The organism is Sphingobium lactosutens DS20 (assembly GCF_000445105.1).
In the GTDB taxonomy this organism is placed as follows: domain Bacteria; phylum Pseudomonadota; class Alphaproteobacteria; order Sphingomonadales; family Sphingomonadaceae; genus Sphingobium; species Sphingobium lactosutens.
This window is the reverse complement of sequence record NZ_ATDP01000093.1, coordinates 16,264-27,942: the sequence shown is the minus strand read 5'-3', so window position 1 is coordinate 27,942 and position 11,679 is coordinate 16,264. Positions and strand designations below refer to the sequence as shown.

At 65.0% G+C, this 11,679-nt stretch carries 17 protein-coding genes and 1 pseudogene; 7 read left to right on the top strand and 11 right to left on the bottom strand.

Going from position 1 to position 11,679, the window contains the following annotated elements; genetic code table 11:
• The 5 genes and pseudogenes from RLDS_RS43230 to RLDS_RS43210 form a co-directional block, all read left to right on the top strand.
• A pseudogene (locus tag RLDS_RS43230) lies at positions 1-599 on the top strand (hypothetical protein); the annotation flags it as partial.
• Positions 600-671: 72 nt separating this feature from the next.
• Positions 672-1,517: a 3-mercaptopyruvate sulfurtransferase gene (gene sseA / locus RLDS_RS43225; protein ID WP_021226653.1), complete on the top strand. Its 846-nt coding sequence runs from the start codon at positions 672-674 to the stop codon at positions 1,515-1,517.
• Positions 1,514-2,734, top strand: coding sequence for a cystathionine beta-lyase (metC, locus tag RLDS_RS43220; RefSeq protein WP_021226652.1), 1,221 nt, complete (start codon positions 1,514-1,516; stop codon positions 2,732-2,734). Before sseA ends, metC begins: the two co-directional genes overlap by 4 nt.
• Positions 2,734-3,990, top strand: a complete 1,257-nt coding sequence (locus RLDS_RS43215; RefSeq protein WP_021226651.1) for a mechanosensitive ion channel family protein — start codon at positions 2,734-2,736, stop codon at positions 3,988-3,990. Before metC ends, RLDS_RS43215 begins: the two co-directional genes overlap by 1 nt.
• 55 nt (positions 3,991-4,045) lie before the next feature.
• Positions 4,046-4,567: a sterol desaturase family protein gene (locus tag RLDS_RS43210; protein ID WP_021226650.1), complete on the top strand. Its 522-nt coding sequence runs from the start codon at positions 4,046-4,048 to the stop codon at positions 4,565-4,567.
• Here the strand turns inward: RLDS_RS43210 and RLDS_RS43205 are convergent.
• The 10 genes from RLDS_RS43205 to RLDS_RS56530 form a co-directional block, all read right to left on the bottom strand.
• Positions 4,536-5,027 (bottom strand): hypothetical protein, encoded by a 492-nt coding sequence (locus RLDS_RS43205; RefSeq protein ID WP_021226649.1) that lies wholly within the window; start codon positions 5,025-5,027, stop codon positions 4,536-4,538. The two genes, RLDS_RS43210 and RLDS_RS43205, sit on opposite strands and share 32 nt — an antisense overlap.
• 69 nt (positions 5,028-5,096) lie before the next feature.
• On the bottom strand, positions 5,097-5,540 hold the full coding sequence (locus RLDS_RS43200; protein ID WP_021226648.1) for a SufE family protein: 444 nt from the start codon (positions 5,538-5,540) through the stop codon (positions 5,097-5,099).
• A 41-nt stretch (positions 5,541-5,581) separates the two neighbouring features.
• Complete coding sequence (locus RLDS_RS43195) at positions 5,582-5,815, bottom strand: hypothetical protein (RefSeq protein ID WP_021226647.1); 234 nt, start codon at positions 5,813-5,815, stop codon at positions 5,582-5,584.
• Positions 5,816-5,839: 24 nt separating this feature from the next.
• Positions 5,840-6,091: a hypothetical protein gene (locus tag RLDS_RS43190; protein WP_009823248.1), complete on the bottom strand. Its 252-nt coding sequence runs from the start codon at positions 6,089-6,091 to the stop codon at positions 5,840-5,842.
• Positions 6,092-6,129: 38 nt separating this feature from the next.
• Positions 6,130-6,474, bottom strand: coding sequence for a hypothetical protein (locus tag RLDS_RS43185; RefSeq protein ID WP_021226646.1), 345 nt, complete (start codon positions 6,472-6,474; stop codon positions 6,130-6,132).
• Positions 6,475-6,503: 29 nt separating this feature from the next.
• Positions 6,504-6,794 (bottom strand): hypothetical protein, encoded by a 291-nt coding sequence (locus RLDS_RS43180; protein WP_021226645.1) that lies wholly within the window; start codon positions 6,792-6,794, stop codon positions 6,504-6,506.
• A 30-nt stretch (positions 6,795-6,824) separates the two neighbouring features.
• Positions 6,825-7,199: an envelope stress response membrane protein PspC gene (gene pspC, locus RLDS_RS43175; RefSeq protein WP_021226644.1), complete on the bottom strand. Its 375-nt coding sequence runs from the start codon at positions 7,197-7,199 to the stop codon at positions 6,825-6,827.
• Between the two features lies 1 nt (position 7,200).
• The gene (pspB, locus tag RLDS_RS43170; protein WP_021226643.1) at positions 7,201-7,467 is read right to left on the bottom strand and encodes an envelope stress response membrane protein PspB; all 267 of its coding nucleotides are present in this window, start codon (positions 7,465-7,467) and stop codon (positions 7,201-7,203) included.
• A 4-nt stretch (positions 7,468-7,471) separates the two neighbouring features.
• On the bottom strand, positions 7,472-8,140 hold the full coding sequence (pspA, locus tag RLDS_RS43165) for a phage shock protein PspA (protein ID WP_021226642.1): 669 nt from the start codon (positions 8,138-8,140) through the stop codon (positions 7,472-7,474).
• Positions 8,141-8,183: 43 nt separating this feature from the next.
• Positions 8,184-8,354, bottom strand: coding sequence for a hypothetical protein (locus tag RLDS_RS56530; RefSeq protein ID WP_169534108.1), 171 nt, complete (start codon positions 8,352-8,354; stop codon positions 8,184-8,186).
• A gap of 185 nt (positions 8,355-8,539) precedes the next feature.
• Here RLDS_RS56530 and pspF point away from each other — a divergent pair, with 185 nt between their 5' ends.
• Positions 8,540-9,571: a phage shock protein operon transcriptional activator gene (gene pspF, locus RLDS_RS43160; protein WP_021226641.1), complete on the top strand. Its 1,032-nt coding sequence runs from the start codon at positions 8,540-8,542 to the stop codon at positions 9,569-9,571.
• A gap of 187 nt (positions 9,572-9,758) precedes the next feature.
• Positions 9,759-10,127: a hypothetical protein gene (locus RLDS_RS43155; protein WP_021226640.1), complete on the top strand. Its 369-nt coding sequence runs from the start codon at positions 9,759-9,761 to the stop codon at positions 10,125-10,127.
• A gap of 100 nt (positions 10,128-10,227) precedes the next feature.
• Here the strand turns inward: RLDS_RS43155 and RLDS_RS43150 are convergent, their stop codons facing one another.
• Positions 10,228-11,649 carry a UdgX family uracil-DNA binding protein gene (locus RLDS_RS43150; protein WP_031298363.1) on the bottom strand — a complete coding sequence of 474 codons (1,422 nt, stop codon included), beginning with the start codon at positions 11,647-11,649 and terminating at the stop codon, positions 10,228-10,230.
• Positions 11,650-11,679: the final 30 nt, after the last annotated feature.

The following is an 11,679-nucleotide window of genomic DNA, read 5'->3' as shown; positions in this document are numbered from 1 at the left end:
CGCCGTCGCCCCGCCCCGACACCGCGCCGCCCGCTCCAGCGCCCCCGGCGCCTGCCAAAGCCGCATCCCCGCCATCCGCCCGTCCCTGGATCGCGATGGACATGGTCGTCAGCCAGGCGCGCTATTCGCTGATGGGCGTGACCGTCGCCTACGCGCTCATCCTCCATAATCGGGGCACGGTGGCCGCGCAGGATGTGCTGGTGCGCGGCGTCATCGGCAATGCCGGCGCGCAGCAACAGGCCTTGTTGCAGGATTTCCTCGCCGGGCAGGAAGGCACGCCGCTGCACAGCGTGGTGACGATCGCGCCCGGCGAAACGCGGCAGCTGACGGGCGAACTGCGTCTCACCCCCGACCGGATCGTCCCGGTGGCGATGGGCCAGCGCAGCCTGCTCATTCCGCTGGCCGCGTTCGACGCCGCCTATCGGTGGGACGGGCCGGACGGCGACGATCTGCCGTCGGGGCGCACCGCGCGCGCCTTCATCGTCGGCCAGGAACAGGAACCGCCGACCGACCGGCTCGCGCCGCTGCGCCTGGACCAGGGGCCGCGCCAGTATCGCCGTCCCGCCGCGCGCGCCGCCGCCGAACTCGCCCCGGCCTGACGCCTCTTTCCACGGCCGCTTCGTCGCCCTAAACCGGGATTGGCTTAGACACTCTTCCGGGAAAGGCGCCGCATGACCATTTTCGTGTCCACCGACTGGCTGGCGGGCGAATTGGGCAAGCCCGATCTCGTCATTCTGGACGCCAGCCTGTTCCTGCCCGGCACGCCGCGCGACCCGCAGGCCGAATTTGCCGAGGCCCATATTCCAGGTGCGGCTTTCATGGGCCTGCCCAGCCTCAACGACCCCGATGATCCGACGCCGGGCATGCTGCCACCCGACGCGATGATGACGCAGCGCATGCAGGCGCTGGGCGTAAACGCCGACAGCCGGATCATCGTCTATGATAACAGCCCGACGCACAGCGCCGCGCGCGGCTGGTGGATGATGCGCGTCTACGGCCTCGGCGCGTCGGCCGCGATCCTCGACGGCGGGCTCCCCAAATGGCGTGCGGAAGGGCGGCCGGTCGAAAGCGGCATCGCGACCCCCGCACCCGGAAACGCCGTCGCCCGGCTCGATCGGACCCAGGTCCGCACCAAGGCCGATCTGCGCGCCAATCTGGACAGCGGGCAGGCGCAGGTGATCGACGCGCGCGGCGCGGGCCGCTTCACCGGGGAAGAGGCGGAGCCGCGCCCCGGCATGGCGTCGGGCCATATTCCCGGCAGCCGCAACCTCCCATCCTCCGCGCTGTTCCTACCCGACAACCGCATGAAGCAGGGTGACGCGCTGCGTCAGGCGTTTGTGGACGCTGGCGCCGACCTTTATCGCCCGATCATCACCAGCTGCGGCAGCGGCGTCACCGCCGCCATCCTGCTCGCGGGCCTTGAAACGCTCGGCAAGCAGGATGTCAGCCTCTATGACGGCAGCTGGTCGGAATGGGGCTTTGATCCCGCCACGCCCAAGGCGACCGGCCCGGCATGAGCGGCAAGGACAAGGGAAAGGACGGGCGCAAGCCCCTGACGCAACTGGTGCAGGCGGGCCGCAAGCCGGAATGGACCAGCATGCCCGGCCAGCCCGGTGGCATCGTCAGTCCCCCGGTCTGGCGCGCCTCCACCATCCTCTATGACGATGTCGCGCATTTGCGCCAAGCCGCCGCCAGCAGCACGCACGAACGGCTCTTTTACGGGCGCAAGGGCACGCCGACCGCCTGGAGCCTGGCGGACGCGCTCACCGACATGGAGCCGGGCGCGGAGGGCACTATGCTGTTCCCGTCCGGCGTGGCGGCGATCGCCTGCGCGCTGATGGCGGTGCTGAAACCGGGCGACCGGCTGCTCATGGTCGACAGCGCCTATGATCCGACCCGCTCCTTCTGCACCCAGATGCTGAGCCAGCACGGCATCGAAACCGTCTATTATGATCCACTGGCGCCGGACCTCGATGCGCATCTTGCCAGCGGGCCGATCCGCGCCATCTTCCTCGAAAGCCCCGGCAGCCTCACTTTCGAGGTGCAGGATGTGCCGGCCATCACTGCCTGGGCGCGGTCGCATGGCGTCGTCACGCTGATGGACAATACCTGGGCGACGCCGCTCTATTTCCCGGCCATGGCTCATGGCGTCGACATCGCCATTCTCGCCTGCACCAAATATATTGTCGGCCATAGCGACGTCATGATGGGAAGCGTGACCGCCAATGCCGACTGGTTCGGCAAGATCCGCCAGACGGCCTATCTCTTCGGCCAGATGGTCAGTCCCGATGATGCCTGGCTCGCCTCGCGCGGGCTGCGCACGCTCGGCGTTCGCTTGGGCCAGCACCGGGATGGCGCGCTGGCGGTGGCGCGCTGGCTGAAGGATCAACCCGGCGTCGCGCGCGTCCTGCATCCCGCGCTTCCCGACTGTCCCGGCCATGCCCATTGGGCGCGCGATTTTTTCGGCTCCACCGGCCTCTTCACCTTCATCCTCGAAGGTGGGGATGACGTTGCCCGCGCCGCGCTGATCGACGGGCTGGCCCATTTCGGCATCGGTTATAGCTGGGGCGGCTTTGAAAGTCTGGCCTTGCCCATCGATCCCGCCCGCTACCGCAGCGCCACGCGCTGGCAGGCGGCGGGGCCGGCGGTGCGGCTGCATATCGGTCTGGAGGACCCGGCCGACCTGATCGCCGATCTCGACGCCGGCCTCGCGCGCTTCCGGGCAGCATCCTGATGCAGCTTGTCCCGCCCGAATTGCTGGCGCGGCTGGAACGCAGCGCGGACTGGATCGAAGCCGGCATCGCACTTGGCGTGGCGATCGGCCTCTATATTCTGTGCGCCGCGCTGGCGCGGATGATCGCACGGCGGATCGAACCGCATTGCGCGCATCTTGGCCCCACTTTCCAGCCGCATGTGCGCCCGCTCGTCCGCCACGGGCTGGCGACGCTGTTCGTCGGCATCGCGACCGCGGTCTGGCCCACCGGCACGACCGCCAACATCGTCCTCGCCTGCGTCATGGGCTGGGCGCTGGCGATGGTCGCCAACCATCTGCTGCGCGGCGTATCGATCCCGCTCTGGGCGACGGTGCCGCTCTCGATCCTGATCTTCGTCATGCTGCTGTCGGGCAGCACGGGGGGCATCACTCCGCTGGCGCAAATGATGGACAGCGTGGGCCTGCAACTGGGCAAGAGCCGCATCTCGCTACTCGACGTGACCTCGATCGCCGCGATCGGCGTCGGCCTCTTCGGTGCGGTGCGCCTTGCCAATCGCGTGCTGGCGCGCAGCATATCCCGCTCGCGCGGACTGGACGCGACCCAGAAGTTGCTGGCGGAAAAACTGGCGGGCATCGCCATCATCGCCGCCGCCTTCTTCTTCGGCATCGACGTGCTCGGCATCGACCTCACCGCCTTCGCTGTCTTTTCGGGCGCTCTTGGCCTTGCGGTCGGCTTTGGCCTGCAAAAAACGGTCGGCAATTTGATCGCGGGCATCATCCTGCTGCTCGACCGGTCGATCAAGCCGGGCGACGTCATCGTCGTGGGCGACAGCTTCGGCTGGGTGAACAAGATCGGCGTGCGCGCCGTCAGCGTCATCACCCGCGACGGCAAGGAACATCTGATTCCCAACGAAAATCTGATGACGCAGGAGGTGGAAAACTGGTCCTATTCCAACCGCAATGTGCGCATCCACATTCCCGTCGGCATCGCCTATGACAGCGATCTCGACCTTGCGCAGAAACTGATGATGCGGGCCGCGCTGGAAAGCCCGCGCGTGCTTCAGGACCCCAAGCCCAATGTCTGGCTGACCGGCTATGGCGACAACAGCGTCGACCACGAAATCCTCGCCTGGATCGCTGATCCCGAAGCGGGCGTCGGCAATGTCAAATCTGATGTGCTGGGCCGTCTATGGCACCTGTTCCGCGATAACGGCATCACCATCCCCTTCCCCCAGCGCGTGGTGCACATGGCAAAGCCGCCTGCGGATGAAGCCTGACCACCCGTCGCTTTCCGGGGTCGCATAGTGCGGCGGCCAGGCCTATAAGGACGCCATGTCGCCGCTGTTGCTCCTGCTCATCTTCGTCGCCACCGTCGCTGCGATGGAGGGTTTCGCTTATGCCATGCATCGCTGGGTGATGCATGGGCCGGGCTGGTTCCTGCATGCCAGCCATCACCGCCCGCGCACCGGCCATTGGGAAGCCAATGATCTCTATTTCGTGATCTTCGCCGTGCCGTCCATCCTGCTGCTGCTGGGCGGCGTGCAATGGAACTGGGGTGGCTGGGCGACGGCGGTCGGGGCTGGCATCGCGGCCTATGGCGCCATTTATCTCGGCTTTCACGACATCATCGTGCATCAGCGGGTGCGCAACCGCTATGTCGCCCGGTCGCGCTATATGAAGCGGATCGTGCAGGCGCATCGCCTGCATCATGCGGTGGAAACGAAGGAGGGCACGGTCAGCTTCGGCTTTCTGGTCGCACCCCATCCGACAGCGCTCAAGCAGGAACTGGCCCGCCGTTCGCGCGCCGGCGTGCGCAAGCCTGTCAGGCCGGCAGATCCAGTCCTGCCACGTTGAAGCGGAACCGGGTGGTTTCATCCTTGGTCCCGGTGACCAGGTCGACATCGATGGTCTTGGCGGCCTTGATCGCCTCATAGGCCTTTTGCGACGGCGGCAGTTCAATGCCGTCGTCGGTGGTGGTCATCCGCCCTTTCCATTCCATCGGTTCGCCGCCATCCGCGCGCGCCGTCACCGCGCAATCCGACAGGTCGCATTGGAAGGGCGCGCCGACCAGCTTCACCCGCACCGTCTTCTCGCCATTGCTCATCGGCTGGATCAGCAGCACGGAAAATGTGTCGGGGGCGGTCATCGTGGCGACGCTGTTGGCGCTGCCGATATAGGCCAGCTTCGTTCCCTCGGCCTCTTCATATTTCCAGCTTTGGCCGATCTGCTCGCGTTGGGTCGGGGCCTTTGCCTCTTCCCCGCCAGAACAGGCGCTCAACAGGGCGATGCCGGCCAATAGGATGCCATGACGCATGAGTACCGTCCTCCTTTTCACGAAAGGGAGGAACGCACGGGCCGCAGCCCTGGTTGCGCACGCCAGACCTTAAGCGGCGTAGCGCGCTGCGGTTTCCCGGATCAGGGCGATCATGTTGGGAATGCCCTGGGTGCGATTGGAACTCAGCTGGTTTTTAAGGTCGAATGGCGCCAGCGCAGCCTCGATATCCGTGTCGATGATCTGCGCCGCTGTGCTGTCCTGCACCGTCAGCAGCACCAGCGCGATGATCCCCTTGGTGATCGCCGCATTGCTGTCCGCCAGGAAATGCAGCCTTGCCCCCGTGTCGGCATCGCCATCCAGCACCGTGGGATAGACCCAGACGGCGGCCGAACAGCCCCGCACCATCGTCGCATCGGTCTTGAGCGCGTCGGGCATCGGCTCCAGCGTACGCCCCAGGTCGATCAGCAGGCGATAGCGATCGTCCGCGTCGAGAAATTCATATTCTTCCTGAATGTCGGCAAGGGCCGGGGGGGCAGCGGGCATATCGGTCATGGCCGCCCATATAGGCGCAAAAGCGGTCGCGGGAACCCCGTTTACAGGTCGACGCCCGCCGCGATCGCTTCCAGCTTGCGGATTCGTTCCTTGAGGTCCGCCACCTCGATCCGCGCGGCGGCCGATGGCGGCGCGGCCTCTTCGCCCTGCCGGCCAAGCTCCGCCCGCTTGAGGTCCAGCCAGCCATTCCAGCCGCGCAGCGCCGCTGTGGTCAGGATGGCGATGCCCGCCAAGGCCGTCGTCGCCAGCGTCAGATAAACATAGGGGTCCTGCATCTTAGCCTCCCTGTCGCGCCGCGCTCAGTCGCGGCTGCGCAATTTGTCGAATTCCCGCTCCAGCGCGGTCGAATCATCGGTGGCGAGCCGTTCCAGCACGGCGACCCGGTCCTTGAGTGCCTTCACCTCGGCGCGCAGCCGGTCGGCTTCGGGATCGGGGCCGCGATGGATGAAATCCTCGCCCTTGTGGCGGTTCACCACGCCCATCCGGGCCTTCACCACCTGCGCGATCATCACGATGGCGATGATGGCAACGACCATTTCAAACGGATTCATGTCTCTTGCTCCCTGTTGGCGCGTCCTGCCTCCGCTCGTCAGTTGGCGGGGCCGCGCAGCCTTTCGATCTCGCGGGTCAGCTGGTGGCTTTCGTCGGTGACGATGCGCTCGACCACCGCCAGCCGGTCCTTCATCGACCCGATTTCGGCGCGCAGCTGGGCATTTTCCTGGCTCAGCAGCTTGATGCGCTCGGCCATTTCCTCATTCTTCTGCGGATAGACCGCCTGGCCCCAGGCGCCGTCCAGCGGATAGCCGTGGCGCACGCGCAGCCATGTGGTGAAGATCCAGCCGCCGATCGCGATGATCGCGATGAACAGCCCGGCGCCGATGATCCACGGCAGGTTGGGCATGATGATGGCGTCCACCATATCGGTCTTGTCCATTGTCCCTTACTCCCCTTGCTCCGGCCAGTTCAGCGTAGTGCGTCGATTTCGCGCGCGGTGCGGGTGGCGGGATCGGTGGCGATCCGCTCCAGCACGGCGATGCGTTCCTCCAGCCGGCTGATCCGGCCCACCAGCTTTTCGTTTTCGCTGGACAGAAGGTCGATTTTTCGACCGGCGTCGGGATCGGTTCGATGAACGGTGTTTCCGTTATCATCCGTAACGGGATAGCCGTGCTTGACGCGCATCCAGGTTGTGATGACCCAGGCGCCCATGGACAGGGCGATGATGGCGATCACGAAATTGGGTCCGGCAAAACTCATTGGCTCTCTCCTCCCTTAAGGATGCGGCGCTCAGCGCAGACTGTCGATTTCGTCCGCCAGGCGCGTGTTGCGGCTGGTGTAATAGAGCTCGATGTCGGCGAGCCGGCGGTCGATGTCGCGGAATTTGGACCGCACGTCGCGGGTGGAACGGGCCGGATTGGCGCGCACCCCCTGCCAGAATTTCTCGTCGTCCCGGTCGCTGTAGAGGTCATTGGGCTTGGTGTCGGCGACAAAGCCGATCACGAAATAACCCAGCAGGGTCCAGCCGACGATGAAGAAAGACAGGACTATCGCGACACGGACCCAGACCACGTCGATCCCGGTATAGTCGGCGATGCCGGAGCACACGCCCATGAACTTCCCGTTCTTCTTATCGAGATAGAATTTGGTGCGGCGGGCGCTCATGTCAGTTCCTCCGGTCGAAGTTGTAGCTGTCGTCCTGTGCCGGACGTTGCGGGCGGAAATCGGGATTGTCGGCGGCGACGATCCGTTCGACCGTCTGCAGCCTGTCCTCTAGCCGGCGGGCGAGAAGGTGAAGCTCGTCCAGCAGCTTCTCGTCCTCGTCGGTGATTTTGGGGGCCTGCTTCCACTTGGTGACATAGTGGAAGATCAGCCAGGGCATGCCGATGAACAGCATGCCGCAGATCATGATGGGCAGGAACACCTCTTCCATCGGGTCAGCCTCCCTTGTTCATGCTGGCCTTCAGAGCGGCGAGATCGGCGTCGACCTTGTCGGCGGTCTTCAGCTCGGCGATCTCTTCTTCCAGCGTCTTGGGCTGCTGGCCCATGCCCATGGCGTCGGCGCGGCCTTCGGCCATGTCCACGCGGCGTTCCAGCATGTCGAACCGGGCAAAGGCCTCGTTGACCTTCTCACCGGCATAGGCTTCGCGCACCCGCAAGCGGTTCTGCGCGCTTTCCATGCGGCTCACCAGGCTGTTCTGGCGTGCGCGCGCTTCGCGCAGCTTGCCCTGCAACTTGGTGATATCCTCTTCCGAAGCCTTCAGCGCCTCGTCCAGCGTCTCGATCTCATGCGCCAGATGCTCGGCCATGTCGGCCGCCTTCTGCCGTTCGACCAGCGCCGCTTTGGCCAGGTCCTCGCGGTCCTTGCTCAGCGCCAGCTGCGCCTTTTCGGTCCAGCTGTCCTGCAACGCGGTCAGCTTGGCGATGTGCCGGCGCATTTCCTTCTGGTCGGCGATGGTGCGGGCGGCGGAGGCGCGCACCTCGACCAGCGTCTCTTCCATCTCAAGGATGATCATGCGGATCATCTTCGCCGGGTCTTCCGCCTTGTCGAGCAGGTCGGTGACATTGGCGGCGATGATGTCTCGGGTGCGGGAAAAAATACCCATGTCTTGGCTCCTGGTGCGTGTTCTTGTGGTTTGGCCTATGCCCTTACGCCAGATAACGGGCGGGGGCGGGCATGTCGCTCGACGCGAGGATCGGCGCTTCGCTGGCGCGGGCCGGGCCGACCGCCGACAGGATCATCGTGGATCCAAACAGGACGGCGGCGATGGCGACCGACATCAGCTGGCCGATTTCGCGCATGTTGGTGGTCTTTTCCATGTTTCTTGCTCCCTGAACCTTGGCCTTCATGTGATTTCCGCATCTTGCTGCGGATTGCCCATAGCCTTGCAGGGGGCGTGCCAATTTCGGAAAATGACGGAATTTAGCGATTTTCAGGCGATTTACGTCAGCGCCAATTTTATGCCCCTTGCCAAGGGGTGGGAAATTTCACCATAAGTTGGCGTATGGAGAAAAATACCCAATTTGTCGGCCAGAGCTTTGCCTTTCTCGACGCTGTGGAACAGGCCGGCCGCGCTGCCGAACTCAACCGTCCGGTGCTGGTCATCGGTGAACGCGGCACCGGCAAGGAACTGATCGCCGAACGCCTCCACCACCTCAGCCCGCGCTGGGGCGAACCGCTCATCACCATGAACTGCGCGGCGCTGCCCGAAACCCTGATCGAGGCGGAACTGTTCGGCCATGAACAGGGGGCCTTCACCGGCGCCAACCGCGCGCGCGCCGGCCGGTTCGAGGAGGCCGATGGCGGCACGCTGTTCCTGGATGAACTGGGCACCTTGTCGATGGCGGCGCAGGAAAGGCTGCTGCGCGTCATCGAATATGGCGAAGTCACGCGCATCGGCGCATCCAAACCTGTCCGGGTCGATGTCCGCATCGTCGCCGCCACCAATGAGGATCTGCCCACCGCCGCCGATGCCGGGCGCTTTCGCCCCGACCTGCTCGATCGCCTCAGTTTCGAGGTCATCACCCTGCCGCCATTGCGCGCGCGCGAAGGCGACGTCGCGGTGCTGGCCGATCATTTCGGCCGGCGCATGGCTGCGGAGATCAACTGGCCGCAATGGCCCGGCTTCACCGCCGCCTGCGCCGCCGAACTGGAAGGCTATGGCTGGCCCGGCAATGTGCGCGAACTGCGCAACGTGGTGGAGCGCGCCGTCTATCGCTGGGACGATCCCGCCCGGCCGATCAGCCGCATCACCTTCGACCCCTTCGCCTCTCCCTGGAAACCCCGCGCGATGATGCCGCGCGTTGAAACGCGCGACGAAGCCCCCGCCGCCCCGCCGGCCGCGCCCGCATCCTCGTCCTCCCCCTGTGACGGCATCAGCGACCTCAAGGCCGCGGTCGACGCCTATGAAGCCGCTATCGTCCGCGCCGCGCTGGAACGCTACCGCTACAATCAGCGCGCCACCGCCAAGGGCCTTGGCCTCACCTATGATCAGCTACGCCACTGCATGAAAAAACATGATCTAAGCGCGGGGTGAGGAGGCGTGCTCGCGGTAAAATCGGATTAACAAGGTTGGACGATACCAGAAACATCAAACTCGTTTCTCATCTTCGAAAATTAATCGCGATTTTAAAGCGTATGGTATTTGGTTTCCGATCATTAACGTGCCTTATGCCGAGTAATAGTTCCTTGCCTCAAAGAAGGTAGGACATTACCCAAACACCATGTTAACTCTCGTCATCTCGTTGCTCGTGGCAGGCGATCAGCCGGAGCCCTTTCCGGAGCGTTTTCCTACCCTGATGGAGGCGTGCCTCAACACCGCAGTTGCGGCAGGGGATGTGACCGAAACGGAAGCTAGCCACAAATATATATGTGGTGGCGATTCCGCCGCTCAGATGTGGGATTTTTTACAGGACGCACATATCACGTCCTATGAGCAGGACACCCCGCAGGGGCGTTGGTTGAGCCGGGATTTCCCACTTGGGGGATGTTTTAAACGCATTCTGAATCCTGACGGCGAACGCGCAACAAACGGCCTGTCTTGCTCGATCTGGATACCGCGAGCTATCGGCAAGGAAGCAACCAGCCCTTAAGTGCGCGACCTCCTGGATTGCTCGACATTGTGCAATCCATCAGCCCTACCAATTGATATGGCAGATTTTACGTTGCGATCGGTTTAGGCACACCCCCCTTTCACCCCAACGCCTTCACCCGCTCCCCGATCACCCGCAAATCCTCGACGAACCGCGCGCGTTCTTCCGCCTTCTTCGCTTCGTCGGGGATGCGCAGCAAATAGCTGGGGTGCACCGTCACCCATCCTTCCGCGCCATGGTCCAGTGCGATCGCGGCGCCGCGCGTGCGGCTGATCGTAACCGCCTTGCCCAGCATCGCGCGCGCCGCCGTCGCGCCCAGCGCCACCACCAGGCGCGGCCGCACGATGTCGAGTTCTTTGGTCAGCCACCATCGGCACGCCTGCACCTCGCCCGCGTCGGGGGTCTGGTGGATGCGCCGCTTGCCGCGCGCCTCGAACTTGAAATGCTTGACCGCGTTGGTGACATAGGCGCGTGCGCGGTCCACGCCCGCCTCGATCAACGCCTGATCCAGCAATTGACCCGCCGGTCCGACAAAGGGGCGACCGGCCTGATCCTCCTGGTCGCCCGGCTGCTCGCCGATGAACATCAGCGGCGCGTCGAGCGGCCCTTCGCCAAACACGGTCTGGGTGGCGCCCTGGTGCAGCGGGCAGCGGGTGCAGGCCATCGCTTCCTCGCGCACCGCCGCCCAAGCCGTTTTGCTGTTGGCGCCCGCACTACCCTTGCCGCCTGCCGGTTGCGCCGGCGCCCGGGGTGCGCGCGCGATCATGGCCGCCTCCCGCGCCTGCGCGCCGGCGACAAGGTCGGGGATAAGCGCCGCCTCGGGCAGGTTGCGCCAATATTTCTTGGGCATTTCCGACAGCATGGCCCCGGTCTTGAGCCGGGCCGGGTTGAAGATCGCGGCATAATAGCCCTTCCATAGCGCTTCGACCGGGTCGCCCTCCGGCGCGTCCGCGCGGGTCGCGCCCGGTCCTTCGCGCAGGGTCTCGCCATCCCAATGAATACTGATCTTGGGCGTCAGGATCGACCAGCGCATCGTGGCGAAACGACGCATGAAAAATCCGGCATTGGCGCGCACGATATGATGGTCCGGCTCGAACCAGGCGACGAAGCGCGCAGCGCCATCCTCCTCGACCTCCCGAAACCGCACGAAGGCGCGCATCTTGTGGATGTCGCGCCGCACCGCCTTGGCCAGGCCGTCGATCCGTCGCAGCAAGGGGTCGGCCTTGTCCTCCAGCAGACGCGGCTGATCGCGCAAACGCGTCAGCAATTGATACAGCAGGGCGAACCGCTCGGCATCGCTGTGCAATATCGTCGTTTCGGCCAAAGCGACGAAGGCGCGCGGGACGGAGAAGGCAGACCGCTCCGGCGCGGGGGGCAGGGGCGCGCCACCGAACAGGTCGCCGCTTTCGCCCTGCACCTGCCAGGTCACATGATCCGGCTCGACCCCCGCGATCGCCAGCCGCCGCGCGGCATCGCGCCAGCCATCAAAATCATCGGGCGCATCCAGCATCACGCGGTGCAGGGATGCGTCCTGATGGCCGGCCGGGCGAGA